At 73.0% G+C, this 16,397-nt stretch carries 17 protein-coding genes; 11 read left to right on the top strand and 6 right to left on the bottom strand.

The window, feature by feature from the left end; translation table 11 throughout:
- Nucleotides 1-16: 16 nt before the first annotated feature.
- Nucleotides 17-1,471 carry a sensor histidine kinase gene (locus HS99_RS08695; RefSeq protein ID WP_043388389.1) on the top strand — a complete coding sequence of 485 codons (1,455 nt, stop codon included), beginning with the start codon at nucleotides 17-19 and terminating at the stop codon, nucleotides 1,469-1,471.
- Nucleotides 1,472-1,796: 325 nt separating this feature from the next.
- A complete protein-coding gene (locus HS99_RS08690) occupies nucleotides 1,797-3,197 on the top strand; it encodes a glycosyltransferase 87 family protein (protein ID WP_078939068.1) in 1,401 nt (466 codons plus the stop codon).
- Nucleotides 3,198-3,358: 161 nt separating this feature from the next.
- On the opposite strand, the gene HS99_RS08685 is transcribed toward HS99_RS08690, so the two are convergent.
- On the bottom strand, nucleotides 3,359-3,775 hold the full coding sequence (locus HS99_RS08685; protein WP_030284038.1) for an SsgA family sporulation/cell division regulator: 417 nt from the start codon (nucleotides 3,773-3,775) through the stop codon (nucleotides 3,359-3,361).
- A gap of 477 nt (nucleotides 3,776-4,252) precedes the next feature.
- Between HS99_RS08685 and HS99_RS08680 the strand changes: the two genes are divergently transcribed.
- Together HS99_RS08680 and HS99_RS47690 are read left to right on the top strand one after the other, a co-directional pair.
- Nucleotides 4,253-5,680, top strand: a complete 1,428-nt coding sequence (locus tag HS99_RS08680; protein ID WP_030553266.1) for an RDD family protein — start codon at nucleotides 4,253-4,255, stop codon at nucleotides 5,678-5,680.
- 165 nt (nucleotides 5,681-5,845) lie between these two features.
- The gene (locus HS99_RS47690; RefSeq protein ID WP_030553268.1) at nucleotides 5,846-6,613 is read left to right on the top strand and encodes an RDD family protein; all 768 of its coding nucleotides are present in this window, start codon (nucleotides 5,846-5,848) and stop codon (nucleotides 6,611-6,613) included.
- 34 nt (nucleotides 6,614-6,647) lie between these two features.
- Here HS99_RS47690 and HS99_RS08670 read toward each other — a convergent pair whose 3' ends face one another.
- The gene (locus HS99_RS08670) at nucleotides 6,648-6,896 is read right to left on the bottom strand and encodes a hypothetical protein (protein ID WP_046385846.1); all 249 of its coding nucleotides are present in this window, start codon (nucleotides 6,894-6,896) and stop codon (nucleotides 6,648-6,650) included.
- A gap of 200 nt (nucleotides 6,897-7,096) precedes the next feature.
- On the opposite strand from HS99_RS08670, the gene HS99_RS08665 reads away from it, so the two are divergent.
- The 4 genes from HS99_RS08665 to mycP all read left to right on the top strand — a co-directional run bounded on the left by HS99_RS08665 (nucleotide 7,097) and on the right by mycP (nucleotide 11,101).
- Entirely contained in the window at nucleotides 7,097-7,795 is a 699-nt protein-coding gene (locus HS99_RS08665; RefSeq protein ID WP_043388376.1) for an endonuclease V, read from the top strand.
- 97 nt (nucleotides 7,796-7,892) lie between these two features.
- A complete protein-coding gene (locus HS99_RS08660) occupies nucleotides 7,893-8,333 on the top strand; it encodes a DUF2563 family protein (protein ID WP_030553273.1) in 441 nt (146 codons plus the stop codon).
- 29 nt (nucleotides 8,334-8,362) lie between these two features.
- Nucleotides 8,363-9,757 carry a WXG100 family type VII secretion target gene (locus HS99_RS43160; protein ID WP_107050779.1) on the top strand — a complete coding sequence of 465 codons (1,395 nt, stop codon included), beginning with the start codon at nucleotides 8,363-8,365 and terminating at the stop codon, nucleotides 9,755-9,757.
- A 78-nt stretch (nucleotides 9,758-9,835) separates the two neighbouring features.
- On the top strand, nucleotides 9,836-11,101 hold the full coding sequence (gene mycP / locus HS99_RS40840; protein WP_141763681.1) for a type VII secretion-associated serine protease mycosin: 1,266 nt from the start codon (nucleotides 9,836-9,838) through the stop codon (nucleotides 11,099-11,101).
- On the opposite strand, the gene HS99_RS08640 is transcribed toward mycP, so the two are convergent.
- Both HS99_RS08640 and HS99_RS08635 read right to left on the bottom strand, forming a co-directional pair.
- Nucleotides 11,095-11,658: a GNAT family N-acetyltransferase gene (locus HS99_RS08640; protein ID WP_030553281.1), complete on the bottom strand. Its 564-nt coding sequence runs from the start codon at nucleotides 11,656-11,658 to the stop codon at nucleotides 11,095-11,097. The two genes, mycP and HS99_RS08640, sit on opposite strands and share 7 nt — an antisense overlap.
- A 40-nt stretch (nucleotides 11,659-11,698) precedes the next feature.
- Nucleotides 11,699-12,184 carry an NAD(P)-dependent oxidoreductase gene (locus HS99_RS08635; RefSeq protein ID WP_030553284.1) on the bottom strand — a complete coding sequence of 162 codons (486 nt, stop codon included), beginning with the start codon at nucleotides 12,182-12,184 and terminating at the stop codon, nucleotides 11,699-11,701.
- 341 nt (nucleotides 12,185-12,525) lie between these two features.
- On the opposite strand from HS99_RS08635, the gene HS99_RS08630 reads away from it, so the two are divergent.
- Together HS99_RS08630 and HS99_RS08625 are read left to right on the top strand one after the other, a co-directional pair.
- The gene (locus HS99_RS08630) at nucleotides 12,526-12,753 is read left to right on the top strand and encodes a winged helix-turn-helix transcriptional regulator (protein ID WP_370863226.1); all 228 of its coding nucleotides are present in this window, start codon (nucleotides 12,526-12,528) and stop codon (nucleotides 12,751-12,753) included.
- A 107-nt stretch (nucleotides 12,754-12,860) separates the two neighbouring features.
- The gene (locus HS99_RS08625) at nucleotides 12,861-13,427 is read left to right on the top strand and encodes a DinB family protein (protein WP_046385844.1); all 567 of its coding nucleotides are present in this window, start codon (nucleotides 12,861-12,863) and stop codon (nucleotides 13,425-13,427) included.
- 60 nt (nucleotides 13,428-13,487) lie between these two features.
- Here the strand turns inward: HS99_RS08625 and HS99_RS08620 are convergent, their stop codons facing one another.
- Nucleotides 13,488-13,928, bottom strand: coding sequence for an RNA polymerase sigma factor (locus HS99_RS08620; RefSeq protein WP_050366761.1), 441 nt, complete (start codon nucleotides 13,926-13,928; stop codon nucleotides 13,488-13,490).
- 473 nt (nucleotides 13,929-14,401) lie between these two features.
- Nucleotides 14,402-15,040: a hypothetical protein gene (locus HS99_RS08615; RefSeq protein WP_030284063.1), complete on the bottom strand. Its 639-nt coding sequence runs from the start codon at nucleotides 15,038-15,040 to the stop codon at nucleotides 14,402-14,404.
- A gap of 333 nt (nucleotides 15,041-15,373) precedes the next feature.
- Here HS99_RS08615 and HS99_RS08610 point away from each other — a divergent pair, with 333 nt between their 5' ends.
- Nucleotides 15,374-16,378, top strand: a complete 1,005-nt coding sequence (locus tag HS99_RS08610; protein ID WP_050366762.1) for a hypothetical protein — start codon at nucleotides 15,374-15,376, stop codon at nucleotides 16,376-16,378.
- Nucleotides 16,379-16,397: the final 19 nt, after the last annotated feature.

Below are 16,397 nucleotides of genomic sequence, written 5' to 3'. Positions count from 1 at the left end.
GCGGTTCGCGCACTCGCTGCGCTGGGCCCTGATCAAGGCCGCGGCGGCCGGAACCACCATGGTCGCGCTGGCCTTCCTGATCCCGCTCGGCCTGATGGTCCAACAGACCGCCAGGGAACGGGCGTTCACCGCCGCCGAACGGCAGGCCGCGGCGCTCGGGCCGGCACTGGCGATCACCACCGAACAGGACGCCATCGACCGGGCGGTGGCCAGCACCGACGCGGGGGCGCAGGGGCGGATGGCGGTGCACCTGCCGGTGCCGGCCGGGGCGGTGGGCGCCGGGGGAGCGGGTGCCGGGGTGGCGGGTGCTGGGAGAGCGGCCGGCGAGGGTCCGGGCGGGCCGACCATCGGGGAGGGGCGCGCCACCGCGGCGGACGTGGCCACGGCCGGCGGCCAGGGCCGGGCCTTCACCGTCGCCGTGCCCGGTGGCTACGCGCTGCTCCAACCGGTCGCGGTGGACACCGGCCGGACCGCCGTGGTCGAGGTGTTCGTCGCCGAGAGCGACCTCACCCGCGGCGTCTCCACCGCCTGGCTGGTCCTCTCCGCGGTCGCCCTCGGCCTGGTCGCCGTCTCGGTGCTGGTCGCCGACCGGATGGGCGGCCGGATCGTCGCCTCCGCCCGCCGGCTCGCCGCTGCCGCCCGCTCGCTCGGCGCCGGGAACCTCGCGGTGCGCCTCCCGGTGGAGGGCAAGCAGGTCGACGGCAGCCCCGAAGAACTGCGCGAAGCCGCCCACGCGTTCAACACCATGGCCGACCGTGTCGTCCAGCTCCTCGCCGCCGAGCGCGAGTTGGCCGCCGACCTGTCGCACCGGATGCGCACCCCGCTGACCGTGCTGCGCCTCAACGCCGCCTCGCTCGGCCACGGCGACGCGGCCGACGCCACCCGGCACGCGGTGGCCCAGCTGGAACGCGAGGTCGACCAGATCATCCGCTCCGCCCGCCGCGCCCCCGAGGACGCGCCCGCCGTCGCGGTCGGCTGCGACGCCGCCGAGGTGATCCGCGAACGGGTCGGCTTCTGGTCCGCGCTCGCCGAGGACGAGGGGCGCCGCTGGCAGCTGGCCGGCGCCGAGCGGCCCGCGCCGGTCCCCGTCCAGCGCGGCGACCTGGCCGCCGCCGTCGACGCGCTGCTCGGCAACGTCTTCCGGCACACCGCCGTCGGCACCGCCTTCTCGGTCGACGTCCTGGCCACCGACGGCTCGGTGATCGTCCTGGTCGGCGACGCCGGACCCGGCTACAGCGACCCGGCCGCCGCCCTCAGGCGCGGCGAGGGGCACGGCGGGGAGGGCTCCACCGGCCTGGGGCTCGACATCGTCCGCAAGCTCGCCGAGTCCACCGGCGGGGACCTCGCGCTCGGCCGCTCCGCCGTGCTCGGCGGCGCCGAGACCACGCTGCGGCTGCGCACCCGCCCGGAGGAGGCCCCGCCCGTCCGGATCGGGCGGCGGCGGACCCGGGGCGCGCTGTTCCCGAAGTGACGGCCGACCGGGACCGGCCGTCCGGGGTTCTTCCGCAACCGGTTCTTCCTTAACGGCGGCCTAAGGGAGTTCCATCCCTCGCTCAGCCCGCCGATCCGGCCGCCCGGCGCCGCTAGCGTCGGTCGCACCGGTCCCGTTCCGACGGCCCGCGCCTCTTCCGCGCGCTCCGGGCCGCCTCGACGGCCCCGGTCGTCCGTGCTCAGTCCGCAGCCGAGCACGGGCGGCCGGGGCGCTTTCGTCACCGTACGTAGTCGATCGCGCCCAGGACGGGACCGGTCGCATCCGGTATCGTCGCTGGTTGGCCGAGTGGTGGACGGAGTGGACAGTGACAGCGGTGCAAGACGAGCGCAGCCCGGCGCGGGCCGTACCCGCCCCTCCGCCCGCCTCCCCGTCCGACCGGCTGCGGATCGCGCTCGGTGCCCCCGTGCGCGCGCTGCGTGAGGCCCCCCGCCGTCCGCTGCTGGTCGCCTCGTCCCTGGCGTTGCTGTCGCTGGTCGTATACGCAGTGGTCCGCCACTTCGTCCACACCTCGATGGTCGACATGATCGTCTACCGCGCCGAGGGAGCCGCCGTCGCCAACGGCAACGACCTCTACGCGCTGCGCGTCACCGAGTGGAACCTGCCCGCGACCTACCCCCCGTTCGCGGCGATGCTGTTCGTCCCGACCACCTGGTTCCCGATCGCTTTCCTCCGGGTGGCGATCACTCTCGGCAACCTCGGCCTGCTCGCCCTGATGGCCCACCTGTCCTTCAAGCTGGTCGGCTGGCCGCGCCGCGAGCTCCGGCCCGTCGGCGTGGTCCTGATCACCGGCCTCGGCGTCTGGCTCGAACCCGTCTTCACCACGCTCAGGTACGGCCAGATCAACCTCGCGCTCGGCTGCCTGATCCTCTGGGACCTCACCCGGTCGGACGGGCGCCGCAGCAAGGGCGTGGCGATCGGCATCGCCGCGGGCATCAAGCTCACCCCCGGCCTGTTCGCCGTCTACCTGCTGATCACCGGCCGGGTCCGGGCCGCCTTCACGGCCGGTCTGACCTTCCTCGGCACCTTCCTGATCGGCACGCTCCTCCTGCCCGACGCCACCTGGGGCTTCTGGACCAAGTACCTCTACGACTCCTCCCGGGTCGGCAAGACCGAGATCGTCGACAACCAGTCACTGCGCGGCGCCTTCGCCCGGCTGCTGCACACCCCGGACCCGGGCGTCATCGCCACCCTCGGGGTGGGCCTGGTGGCCGTCGCCGGCCTCGCCGTCGCCGCCTGGGCCGCCCGCAGCGGCCGCTGGCTGCCCCGGTCCGAGGCCTGGGGCGTCTGCGTCGCGGCCGTCACGGCGGTGCTGATCTCGCCGATCAGCTGGACCCACCACTGGGTCTGGTGCGTCCCGATGCTCGTCCTGCTCGCCGCCGAGGCCTCGGTCGAGCACGCCCGGCCCGCGGCCGTCCGCCGACTGCGCTGGCGGGCCTTCTTCTGGGCCACCCTGCTCGCCTTCCTGTCCTTCGCGATGTGGGCGGCGAAGCCGCTCGGTGCGGCCGTCCTCCACATGTCACCGCTGCGCCAGCTGCCCACCTCGATCTATCCGTGGGTCGGACTCTGCTTCCTGCTCGCCGCCGTCGTCCGGATAACGGCGCGGCGACGCTCCGCCGGCGCACCGCTCGCCCTGCTGCCCGGACAGCGCGACGGCGGCGGTCCCGACGCCGCCCGCGGCCGTCAGCAGGCCCCCGCGGCCCGCTGAGCCGGCAGGGGCGCCGTCGCTCCTGTCCTGCCTCCGGTGTTCTCCGTCCCGTCGGCCCCCTGGCCCCGGGTACGGCGGTGCTCCTGCGCCGGCCGGCGCTCCTCGGGCGTCGCGGAGCTCCTGGACGTACCAGTGCGCGCTGCGGCGCACGACCGGCGCGCCTACGCGAGCAGCTCGGCGAGCGAGCCGTCCAGGTCGAGGGCGGCCAGCTCGCTGCCCGGCGGGACCAGCCGGTGGGCCCGCTCCAGCCAGGCCGCCACGGCCGGCAGCGGCGCCTCCAGCAACGCGTCCCCGGCGGGCGAGCTCAACGCCAGGCACAGCACGCTGCGGCGGCCCGAGCGGGTCGGCCAGATCCGCACGTCGCCCTGGCCGCACGGGCGGAAGGTCCCCTCGACCAGCAGCTCGCGGGCGAACACCCAGGTCACCGGGGAGCCGGTGTCCAGGTGGAAGGTGATGTACACCGCGTACGGGTCGTGGCTGCCGTAGGTCAGCCGGGCCGGGACGGGGACGCTGTGCTCCGGGGAGAGCACCAGGTTCAGCTCCAGCTCGTGCTCCACGACGCTGACGGGGCGATCCATGATCGTCTTCCTCTCTGCCTTCACTTCGTGCCCGGTTCCGGGCCCTGTGACCTTTGAGAGGGCGGTCCGCCCCGGCTCTTACACGCGTTTCCGGGATTTCTGCGAGAAGTGCCGTGCGGGGTGGTGAACGGCAGCGGATGCCGCGCGCGGGCCCATCGCGCGCCCGTTTCCATACTCCGGGCGGCCCTCCGCTGTCCGGGGAATCACCAACTTCCGGTCGGCACTTCGGCGAGGTACTACCCTTTGTGACTGTCCGGCGACTGTCCGCCTTCGGCGGTGCCCCCACGTGCGCCGGGCGCCGGGGCGTGCGCGGGCGCGCAGCCTGTTCGACCTGTTCGCGCCGTCGCTCTTGCACCCGCTTTTCCGCACCCGTTCTTCCGCACCCGTTTCCTGCACCCGTTCGGACCCGTTTCGACCTGCTGAGGACCGGTCGTCCCCGCCGCCCCTCAGTCAGGACCCGACAGGAGAGAAAACCCCATGACGGACCGCCCCTTCGCCGCCGACGGCGACCCGGCCGTCGCCCCCGAGCCCGGCTACTACCCCGACCCGTCGATCCCCGGCTTCGTCCGCTACTGGGGCGGCTCGGCCTGGGTGCCGGGCACCACCCGGCCCGCGCCCGCCGAGGGCGAGGTACTGCAGCCGCCCCGGTACGCCACCCGGCGGGTCGCCCCCGTTCCCGGCCCCGTCGCCGCCCCGGACCTGGCGGCGGTGCGGGCGGTGCCGCCTCCGATGGCGCCGGTGCAGGCGTCGGAGGCGGTGCCGGTGCAGGGGTCGGTGCCGGTGCCGGTGTTGCCCGAGCGTGCGGAGCCGCCCGTGGTGGTGTCCGCGACTTCGCTCGCGCCGCCGCCGTCCCGGGAGGTCCCGGGCTCCGGGGACACCGGCCCGGTGTACCTCGACCAGACGACGGGCGGGGCGTCCTTCGTGGTCGGACCGAGGGTCGCCGAGGTGATCGGCGGGCCGGTGTTCCGCACCGTCGAGCCCTCGGCGGAGGAGGCCTCCGGGGTGCCCGGGGCCTCCGGATGGCAGGCGGATCCCCGGGCCCAGCGGGGGCTGACGGAGACGGGCGGCTCCCCGCACTGGGTGTCCTGGGGGGTGCTTCCGGGGGCGCCCGAGGAAGAGGAGGGGCGCGCGGAGGTGGAGCGCGCTGCTGTTGCGGTGGAGGTCGCCACGGCCGTCGCGCCCGCCGTGGCGGTGGCGGTCCGCGAGGTGCCGGCGCCGGTCGAACCCGTCATGGCGATGCCGGTGGTCGAGGTGGCAGCCGAGCCCGAGGAGACGCCCGCCCCGGCCCGCACGGAGGCCCCGTCGGCCGAGGCTCCGGCGCCGGTGACCGGGCCCGCCGCGCCTCCCGCCGCTTCGCTGCCCGTGGTGCGGCCGGCCCGGGAGGCCGCCGTCCGTCGTCGGTCGGCGGCCCCGGTGTCCGCCGGACTGGGGCGGCGGCTGGCAGCCCGGGCGGTGGACACCGGGGTGCTGCTGGTGGTCGCCGTCGCTGCCGGGATCCCGCTCGGCGGCTCGGTCTCCGACCACCTCCGGCAGAAGCTCGACCAGGCCAGGATGGCCAGCTCCCTCGCCCGCCGGCAGGTCCAGGTCTGGCTGGTGGACGACGTGGTGCTGGGCAAGCTCGCCGCGCTGCTCGGCATCCTGGTGTTCGTCAGCCTGGTCTACGAGGTGCTGCCGGTCGCCCGGACCGGCCAGACCTTCGGCAAGCGACTGGCCCGGATCCGGGTGGTCGACGCCACCGTCCCCGGTGGCCGGACCCGGCTGAGCCTCGGCCGCTCGCTGCTGCGGTGGGTCGTCCGGCAACTCGGCACGGTGCTGCTGCTCGGACTGGTCTGGCCGCTGTTCGACCGTCCGGCGCGGCGCGGCTGGCAGGACCGGGCGGCCCGGACCCGGGTGGTCCGCGGCTGAGGGCGCGGGGCCGGGGTGTGCCGGGTGGGCTGGTGCGTCGGAGGTGCGGGGTGCGCTGGAGGTGCGGAGCGTGCCGGAGGTACGGAGGTGCCCGGGCCGGGCGGTGGGCAGCAAAACGGACAAAATGTCCCAGGCCTTGAGAATGTGTGATGTTCTACTCGGGGGATGAGCACCCACGACCCCTCAGGCCCCCAGCCGGAGGGGGGCGGTCAGCCCTCCTCCGACAAGCAGCCCCCGGCCCCGGGCGGCGGCACGCCGGAAGGCGAACCGCCGCGCCCCACCCCGTCCGACGAGCCCTACGGCGGCCCGACCGGCGCCTCGACAGGAGCCCCGTCCGGTCCGCCGCCCGGTGCCCCGTCCGAGGGCCCCGGCGCCTACCAGGGCAACTACGGCGGACCGACCCACGGTCAGAACCCGTACGGCCAACCGCCGTACGACCAGCCCCCGCCCGGCTACGGCCCCGGCCCCGGCATGTACGGCGCCCCCAGCGGAGGCCCCGTCCCCGGCATGCCGCCGATCGGCACCTGGCCCAAGCGGATCCTCGCCCGCGTCATCGACTACGTCCTCGTTCAGGTCGTCGGCGTCATCGTCGTCAGCCCCTTCGTCGACCTCGGCACGCGCCAGGGCAGCACCGAAGCCTTCTGGCTCGGCTGCGTCATCTACCTCGTATACGAGGCACTGATGCTCGCCCGGGACGGCCAGACCCTCGGCAAGAAGGCGATGAAGATCCGCGTCGCCATGCTGGTCGACGGGAACACGCCCACCCAGGCCGCCGCCTGGACCCGGGCCGCCGTCTACATCCTCCCGGCCGTGATCTGCTGCGCCGCCCTGTGGTGGATCATCGACGGCCTGTTCGGCGTCTTCGACAAGCCCTACCGGCAGTGCGTCCACGACAAGGCCGCGAAGACCGTGGTGGTCACCACCGAGGTCTGAGCGCGGCAGCGGGACGACGGCGCCCGGCGGCGGATCAGCGCTGCCGGGCGTACTCGTGCCCGGCCGCGGCCGGGGAGGCGCCGGAGCCGTCGGCGACCGCGGCCGAGCGCGTCGAGACCGACACCGAGAGCGCCGTCACCACGGTGCCGAGCGCCAGCGCGAAGGCCACCAGGACCCCGACCTCCAGGGCGCCCGAGGCGCCGGACACGGCCAGCAGCGCCACCGTGGTGGCGACGACGGTGAACGAACCCAGGCAGAACTGGACAGCGGACGGACGTGGCATGGCGGGGAGTCCTTCGCACGTCGGGGGGCGGGCGGAACTGGTGCCGGTTCCAGGAGCCCTATCCGGCAAGGGAGTTCGGTAGGACCAGGCTAGCCCGCGGGGTCCGGGGCACAGGGGGCGCACGGACTCACCCCGGGGTCGTCCGCACCCCTCGGTACGGTGGAGCCCGACCGACACCACGCAGACCGGGGGAACCGACCGTGCCCATCCCCGCCGACTGGCCCACCACCGAGGCCCAGGCGCTCGCCGAACAGGAAAGGCTGCGGCCACTCGTCCAGGCTGTCGACGACGACGCCCCCTGCCGGCTGATCGCCGGAGTCGACGTGGCCTACGACGACGACCACGACCTCGTCGTCGCCGCCGCCGTCCTGCTCGACCCGGACACCCTGGACGTCGTCGAGCAGGCCACCGCCGTCGGCCGGATCGCCTTCCCTTACGTCCCCGGACTGCTCGCCTTCCGCGAACTCCCCGCCGTCCTCGACGCGCTGGCCGCACTCACCCGCACTCCCGACACCGTCGTCTGCGACGGCTACGGCCTCGCCCACCCCCGCCGGCTCGGCCTCGCCAGCCACCTCGGTGTCCTCACCGGGCTGCGCACCCTCGGCGTCGCCAAGACCCCCTTCACCTTCGACCACCACGACCCGGGCCCGGAACGCGGCTCCTGGACCCCTCTCACCGACCCCGCCACCGGCGAGGAGGTCGGCCGCGCCGTCCGTACCCGGCCCGGCGTCAAGCCCGTCTACGCCTCCGTCGGCCACCGCATCGGCCTCGACACCGCCGTGCACACCACCCTTCAACTCGCCCGCCGCTACCGGCTGCCCGAAACCACCCGGCACGCCGACTCGCTCTGCCGCCGCGCCCTCACCGAAGCCCAGCGCGGCCGGACGCCCGCGAACTGACCGTGCACCCGGCGGGATCCGAGCCCGGTGTGTTAGACATGAGCCACCGGGGCCCGGGGCCCCGAACGCCAGGAACGGACGCACGGGGGGCGCCGCAATGGGAACAGGGACCGGCTCGACCGGCGGAGCCAACCAGGGCTACCGGGTCGAGGTCGAGCAACTCCGCACCTTCGCCGGCCAAGTACGGCTACTGCTCAAGGAATTCGAGAAGGACGCCGACGGCAACACCACCCACGGGCGCAGCGGCATCGGCAAGACCGCCTTCGGCACCTTTGACGAGGCCACCCAGATCCACGACCGCTACAGCACCATGCGGGACGCCCTGCGGGACGTGCTCAACCAGCTCCAGAGCGCCGTCAACGACGCCCAGCGCAACGCCGAGCTGACCGCGACCACCTACGAGGAACACGACCAGCACGTGGCCACGAAGCTCAAGCTCGCCGACGACGGCTGGTCCGTGGCCGAGCCCTCGGCCGCCAGCGAGACCGCGTACGAGGCGAACCAGGTCCCCTCCCAGCGCGGCAACACCACCATCTGACCCACCACCCGACCGGAGGTGAACCACCCGTGGTCTACACCGACTTCACCAAGTACAGCCATGCCGATCTCCGCAAGATGGCACAGGCACTCGACCCCGGCGCGGTGATGGCCGCCGGCGACCCGTGGCGCAAGGCGGCGACCACCCTCAAGGAGATCCGCAAGACCCTGACCAACGTCAGCACCGAGGCGGCCACCAGCTGGGAAGGAACGACCAGCGATTCCTTCCACGCCTCCATGCTCACCCTCGCCGCCAACATCAACGAGGCTGCCGCCTACGCCAACGACGCGGCCAACACCCTCCACAACATGTCCGAGGCGATGGCCCAGGCCAAGCGCGATATGCCAGAGGAACCCGGCAACTGGGACAAGATCAAGGACACCGTCGGCGACTTCTTCAGCAGCGAGGACGACCACATCCAGGTCGCCGACCGGAAGAAGGCAGAAGCGGCCGCCGTCATGCAGACCCTCGCGATGCACTACCGCATCGCGACGCCTGCGCTGAAGGCTCCGCCGCCGCCGGGACCCAACCCGCGTGTGAGGGTTGACGACCACGATCCGGGGGCGCAGAACGATCCGAGTGGGGCAGCAGCCATGGCTATGGCGGTCGTCTCGGGGACTTCCTTTGGACCCGGGGGAGCGCCGGAGAGGTCGGCGACTGCCACTTCGCCGCGACAGTCCAAATCTGCCGCGTCGCCTGTGGTGTCAAACCCGTCGGCAAGGAGCATGGCTGCCCCTAACGACACTGGGATCAAGGGAGGCACGGCTCAAGCACCGCCGAAGACTTCGACCACGACGAGCCGCCCCGATGCGGGTATCGCAGGTACCCCGGTGTCCCGTCCCAACGGAAGCGTGCCGAGCCCCGTTACCTCGGGAACCCAGACGTCCGGCCTGAATGTGACGTCGCCTGCGGGGCCCACGAGCGGGCCGATCGCCGGTGGCGGTGGGCAGACGACCGCCGGTTCTACCGGGCCGACCGTGCAGGGTGCCCCGGTCGGTCCGGTCCTCGGTCAGAGCAAGCTCGGGTTCGGCGGCAAGGAGTTCACCGGCAATGAGACGCCGGTGGCGGGCGTGGGGCCACGTGGAGGCCGCGCCGTCGGTGCTGGCGGCGGTAGTGGGATTCCTCCGGTTGGTGGGTCTATGGCCCGGCCCGGTGGACCTGTTCGTGAGACGACACCGCCCGGTGCCGAGGCGCGTGGCAAGCAGGCGTTTACGGAAGGTGGGTCCGGGTTGGGGACACGAAGTCGAGTGGGCGCCGAGCCTGCGGCCCGTAGTGCGGGCGCTATCGCTCCAGGTATCCCGATGAGTGAAGCGCAGCGCCGCAAGAAGGACCGCGAGAAGGGCGGAGCGCGGCCGGACTATCTCGTCGAGGACGAGGAGACCTGGGCGTCGGACAAGCCGACCAATCCGAACGTGGTGGAATGAGCCCGGGTCCGCAAACGGACGAGTGATCTGATCGCATCCCGCAGATCGGTGATCTGCGGGATGCCTCATTGAGTTGGGGTGACCGAATTGGCGAGCCGTTGGGTGGCGCGCGGTGGAGCGTCTCTCGCCGCTGCGGCGCTGATGTCGAGCGTCGCGGTGCCGACGGCATCCGCTGATCAGATCAGGGATCAGCAGTGGGCCTTGAAGGCGTTCGAGGCCGAGGCGAAGGTCTGGGCGGTGAGCCAGGGCGATGGCGTGGTCGTTGCTGTGATCGACACCGGAGTTAACCAAGATCACCAGGACCTGGTAGGTCAGGTCCTCCCCGGGGCGGATTTCTCTGGCGGGACCACGGACGGTCGTGTCGACAGTGACGGTCACGGCACGGGAATGGCCAGCCTGATCGCTGGGCACGGGCATGGCGCACAGGCTGGGATCATGGGGCTCGCCCCGAAGGCGAAGATCCTGCCATTGAAGGTGGGATCGGACGGTGATGGCCCCAGCGCTCAGCCGAACGCCAGTTCTCAACAGCATGACCTGGCAGATGCGATCCGCTTCGCAGTGGACCATGGCGCGGGTGTCGTCAATATCTCCCTCGCGGGTGATTCGCGCTTCGACTCGAATCTACGAAAGGCCGTCAACTACGCGGTGTCGAAAGATGTCGTGTTGGTCTCTGGCACGGGCAACACCGGGGCGGACAAGGACGTCCAATATCCCGCCGCCTTCCCGGGGGTGGTGGCGGTAGGAGCCGTGGATTCCAACGGTGCTGTGTGGGAGAAGTCCACCTCTGGTCCCGAAACCACTCTCGTTGCACCTGGTGTGGGGATCTATCGAGCCACCGCCAAGTCCTCGACAAGTTACGACCGTGTGAGCGGCACCTCTGACGCCACCGCCTACGTCTCCGCCACTGCCGCACTGATCCGGTCCAAGTACCCGAACCTGTCCGCCGGTCAGGTCATCAACCGAATGATCAAGTCGGCCACCCCGCCCGCCAACGGGACAGTGGTGCCGAACAATCACTACGGCTACGGGACCGTCTCACCCGCGAAGGCACTGGATCCGAACCCTGCCGTGGACAACGGGCCGAAGGACAACCCACTGGCGAAGCGGCCGGAGTCGAAGGGCACGCCGCACATCGATGAGGACAGCGACGCGACGGACCAGCCCTCCGTGGCACCCGAAGCCGCCTCCGGCAGCGGTGGTGGCAGCGACGACACCGGCCAGGTGATCGCGGCCGTGGCCGCCGGTGCCGTCGTGCTCGGCGCGTCCGTGGCCGCCGTGGTGACGGCGCGCCGCCGTAAGCGGGCAGCCGCCGCCGTGCCGCCGTACGGGGGGCCCGGTCAGTGAGTGCTGAGCCAGTCGTCGCGTAGGGCGGCCATGTGGAGGACGTCCCAGTAGCGGTCGTCCCAGTGGTGGGCCTGGCGGGCGCGGCCTTCGTGGACGAATCCGGCCTTGGTGTAGGCGCGGGCGGCGCGTTCGTTGTACTCGAAGACTTCGAGGTGGACGCGGTGGAGGCCGACGGTCGCGAAGGCGTGGCGGAGGACCAGCAGGGTGGTTTCGGTGCCGATGCCGCGGCCGGTGCTGTCGGGGGTGAGGGCGATCCGGTAGCTCGCGGAGTTGTTGTCCGGGTCGACGTCGGTGAGGGCGGTGTCGCCGAGGAAGCGGCCGGTGGCGGGGTCCTCGACGGCGAGGTCGAGCCGGTCGGGCTGGTCGCGGCGGGTGGCGCACCACTGGGCGATGCGGTCGCGGGTGAAGGTGGTGCGGGTGCCGGTGAGGCGGTTGGTCTCCCGGTCGGTGCAGAGTTCCCACATCGGGTCGGTGTGCCGGGCGTCCAGGGGGACGAGGCGGACGGTGGGGCCGTGCAGGGTGGGTTTCACCGCGAGGGCTGAGAGGTCCGTGGCCATGGTGCCCAGGATGCCCGCCGGGGCCGGTTCGTGCAGGGATTTACTCGGCGACGGAGATCTGTTCCCGGTGGTGGGCGGGGGTGGTGAGTTCGTCGACGATGGCGACGGCGAGGTCGGCCTGGGCGATCCGGGAGCCGAGGACGTGGGGGCCGCCGACCCGGTAGTGGCCGGTGCCGGGGGCTGTGCGGTCGAGGTCCATCGGCGGGGTGACGACGACCCAGTCGAGGGTGGCGGGGGAGGCGTGGAGCAGGTCGAGGGCGGCGGTGTGGCCGAGCGAGAAGGTGCGGTGGGCCTCGGGGAACGCGGGGTCGTCGTGGACGGCGATGCCGGGGGCGGTCTGGAGGGTGGTGGCGACGCCGACGCCGAGCAGGCGGGGGACGCCGGCCCGGCCGGGGTCGCGGACGGCTGCGGTGACGGTGAGGCCGCGTCGGCGGGCCTCGGCGACGACGGCGCGGCCGACCTGTCCGCCCGCGCCGTAGAGGATGACGTCCGCGCGGCGCTGCTGCCGGGGCTCCGTGCTGGTCATGGGGGTCTCCGGTGGGTCGGTGGCGGGTGCGTCGCCCGCCGTTGCCGTGACGGTAGACCGGGGGGTGCCGGTTACTTCAACGGAACCGGCCCGACCGGAACCGGGCCAGTGGAACCGGGCCGAGCGGAACGGGCTTGAACGGAACCGGCTTCAACGGAACCGGCCGCCGGGGTACGGTCGGCGGATGACGCAGACCGGGGCGGCGCCGCTGCCGGCGGATTTCTTCCCGGCCGACTGCCCGGTGCAGTCCGTGCCGGTGTTGGGCAGCCGGAAGTGGGCCTGGCGGAATCATCCGTTGTCTGGAGGGTGGGCCGCACCGCTTCTCCGAGTTGCGGGTGCCGTTGGCGGGCATCACCGCGAAGGTGCTGGCGGAGTCGCTGCGTTCGATGGAGCAGGACGGCGCGGTGGTGCGCACGGAGTACGCCGAGAACCCGCCGCGGGTGGAGTACGCGCTGACGCCGCTGGGCCGGACGCTGCTCGGGCCGATGGACGCGATGTGCGACTGGAGCCGCGAGAACTTGGGGAGCCTGCTGGCGGCCCGGCTGGAGTACGAGCGCGCGGAGCGCTGAGTCGTTCCGGAGCGGAGGGCGGCCGAGAGCGCTACTGGCAGTATTTCGGTGGTCGCTGACGTTCCTGCCGCTGGTGGGCGGGGGTGCGGGGCGGCGATGCTGGGCGCATGAGCACTTCCGAGAACCACGCGAGCCCCGCCGACGCGATCGTCCCCGACACCAAGGACTGGACCTGGGTGCTGGAACGCCCCTGTCCCGAATGCGGTTTGGACACCCCGGCGGTGGCCGCCACGGCCGTCGCCGGGATGGTCCGGGACAACGCGCGGAGCTGGCTGGCGGTGCTGGCGGGGGACGAGGACGGGCTGCGCCGGCGGCGGAGCCCGGAGGTCTGGTCTGATCTGGAGTACGCCTGCCACGTCCGGGACGTCTTCCGGTTGTTCCTGGTCCGGCTGGACCTGATGCTCGACCAGGACGGTCCGCTTTTCCCGAACTGGGACCAGGACGAGACGGCGGCCGCCGAACGCTACTGGGAGCAGCGGCCGCAGGTGGTGGCCGGGGAGCTGGCGGAGGCCGGGGAGGCGCTGGCGGCGGCGTTCGAGGCGGTGTCGGGCGAGCAGTGGCGGCGGACCGGGGACCGTAGCGACGGGGCGCGGTTCACCGTCGAGTCCTTCGCCCGCTACCTGATCCACGACCCGGTCCACCACCTGTTCGACGTGACGGGCGAGCGGGTCTGAGGCAGCCGGGGTGATCGAGGCAGCTGGGGTGACTGGGGCGGCTGACCCGGCCGGGGCGGGTCACCAGCCGGAGGCCTCGTGCAGCATGGTGCGCCGGAGCCGTCCGGCGACGCTGGCGGTGTCGGTGCCGATGACGTCGGCGATCTCGGGTGCGGCGAGGCCGACGACGTAGTGCAGGATGGCCAGGTCGTCGTCGGCGGGGTGGCGGTCCGGCGCGGGGGTCTCCCGCCGGGTGTGTTCGGCGACGGTGCCGCGCAGGATCTGCCAGGCGAGCGCGGTCGGGTTCGGGCTGGTGAGCAATTCCCGCCACTGGACGGCGATCTCTGCGAACGCCTGCTGGACGGCGGTGGCCGCGTGGGCGTGCTCGGTCAGCCACACCCGGGCGTAGCTGAGGTACCGGGGGCGGTGGAGTTCGCAGAAGGCGGCGAACTCCAGCGGTACGTCCTCCGGTTCACCGGGCCCCGGGGGAGGATCGGCGTCGCTCGTGTGACGGTTGGTCATCTCGTCTTCTCGGAAAGGGAGATGGACTTCTGAGGGTCGATCATCTGTGCTCACTCTACGGTAGGCCCTAGGTGCACTGGGTGACCAATCCGATGGAATGCCCGGAACCCGTCGACGCTCGGCCGGTTCCGTTGGCGATCGGTGCGGCGCGGCGGCGGTACTGCCGGTCGGGGGCTGGTCGGGGGCCGGTCGCAGGAGTGCTGCGCAGTGGTGCGGGGGCGTCGGTGCGAGCGTGTCGCAGCTGGTCAGAGGGTGTGGCGCGGCAGTGGTCGCAGGGCAGTTGAGGTGCCACCGTAGGGCCTGTCGGAGCCGGCGTCCACGCCCAGGGCGCGAAGTCGCGTGCGCACAACCGCCTGCGCAACCGCACTCACGACGGGGGTTGCGCCGGGGTGGGGCGGCGGGCGGCGCGTCGAGTGCGCCCCGGCGGCTCGCGGCGACCGGGGCGCGGGCCCGAGCGGCGTGGGGCCGCCCGGTCAGGAGTTGGGGCGGGCCTCCGCCGGGGAGGCCAGGTTGTCTGCGGCGTGGCCGCGTTCGACCTGGGCGGGGAAGGACTCGACGGCCCGGCGCCGGACCAACTGGGCCGCTGCTGCCGCTGCCGCCCCCGCGGCTGCCTCCTCGCGCTCGCACCGGTGGTTGCCGGATGCCCCGGCGGTGTGTCCGCCCGCCGCATGGGCCCCGGCGGCGTGCCCGCCCGGCGCGTAGGTGCCGGGGGCGTGCCCGCCGCCCGGGTGCGCCCCTCCGGTGTGCGTCGCGCCCGGGTGCGTCCCCGCCGCGCGCCGTCGGCGGCCGAGCGCGATCCGCTCGGCGTGTTCCTCGGCCGCCTGTCTGGCGGCCAGGTAGGCCTGCACGGCGGCCATGCCGTAGACCGGCTGGATCAGTTGGTGCCCTTTGAAGAAGGGTCTGGCCGGGGCGAACCCGGCGGCGACCACCAGGTCGCGGATCTCTGCTATCTCGGCCTCGCTCCGGGCGGTGAAGCGGACCTCCCAGCCCTTCTTGTACGTATGGCCCTTCTCGCCGCTGCGGCGCGCCGGGTCCGGGCGGCGGACGTATCCGGGCAGACGGCCGAGGCGGAGCTGGGCCGCGCGGAGGCCGGCGGTCTCGTCACGTGACATGTCGTAAGCCTAGGCAATACCGGAGGTGCGATTGACGCCCGGAGGGTCCCTCGCCGTATGCCCTTGATCACTGTGGGTCAGGCGACCAGGTCGACGATCGTTTTCGATCAGATCCGATAGCCATATGAACGTCATTTACGCCAAATGAGTAAGGGTATGGGGACTTTAGTGCGGGCTGATCCCGGTTTCGCGACGGTTGGGTAACAGTGCGTCAGCCTCTGTCACGTGGGTCGCGGTGGTTGGGGATGGTGTGGGCATGAGCGAACGCAGTGAGCGAATCATCGAGTTGCGCGCATGGTCGGATGCCCTCGTCGAGCGTAGCGAGGTGGGCGCATGAGTTACCGGATCCCCACGCCGCCGCCTTCCCTCGAGGAGCTGGCGAAGCGTCAGCAGAACGTCGTCACCGCGAGCCAGCTGCGCGCCCGGGGCGTGCCGGCCCGGATCATCACCGAGCACTGCCGCCGGGGCGGCCCCTGGCAGCGGCTGCTGCCGAGGGTCTACCTGCTGCAGTCCGGCGAGCCGACTCCGGAGCAGCGGATGTGGGCCGCGCTGCTGTACGCGGCGCAGAACGGCCGGGAGGAGGGCCGTCGCGAGGGCGCGGTGATCACCGGTGCGGCCGCGCTGGCGCTGTACGGCTTCGCCTCGGTGCCCCGGCTGCCCGCGGTGACCGGGGTGGACGTCCTGGTGCCCCGTCAGCGCCGGCTCAAGGACGCGGGCGACGTGCGGATCCTGCGCACCGAGCGGGAGTTGGTGGCGCGTTCGGTGCACGGCCTGGCCTGCGCGCCGGTCGCCCGGGCGGTCGCGGACGCGCTGTGCGAGTGGACGGCGGACGGAAATGCGGCGGTGCCGGTGCGCGAGGTGCTCCGCGAGGCCGTCGCCCGCCCGGAGGTCCGGTGCACGGTACGGGAGTTGGCCACCGAGCTGGTCGAGTCGGGGCTGACCGGGGAACCCCGGGTGCGCGCCGCGCTGGACGAACTGCTCGCCGCCGAGCGGGACTTCGTCCTGGAGCAGGTGGACCGGCTGGTGGACGAGTGGCTGCTGCCCGCCCCGCTGGCCGCTCCGGAGCTGCGGATGCGCGGCGGCACCTACATCGGCATCCCGGACCTCTACTGGCCGGAGCGCGGTGTCGCGGTGGAGGTGGACTCGGACCTGCGCTGCGTCAGCGAGGGCGAGGCCGCCTGGGTGCGCGGCGGGCAGCACCGGATGGAGTACCTGGGCATCCGCGTGGTGTACGTCTCCGGTGCCCGGCTGGCCGCCGAGCCGGAGGCGGTCGGCGGCGAGCTGCGCGAGGCCTACAGGGCCGGCGGGACGGACGTGGTGGAGCTGCTGGTGGTCTGAGCGCCGCCCGTCCTCCTGG

Source organism: Kitasatospora aureofaciens (assembly GCF_001188955.3).
GTDB lineage: Bacteria > Actinomycetota > Actinomycetes > Streptomycetales > Streptomycetaceae > Kitasatospora > Kitasatospora aureofaciens.
This window is presented reverse-complemented; position numbering and strand designations above follow the sequence as displayed.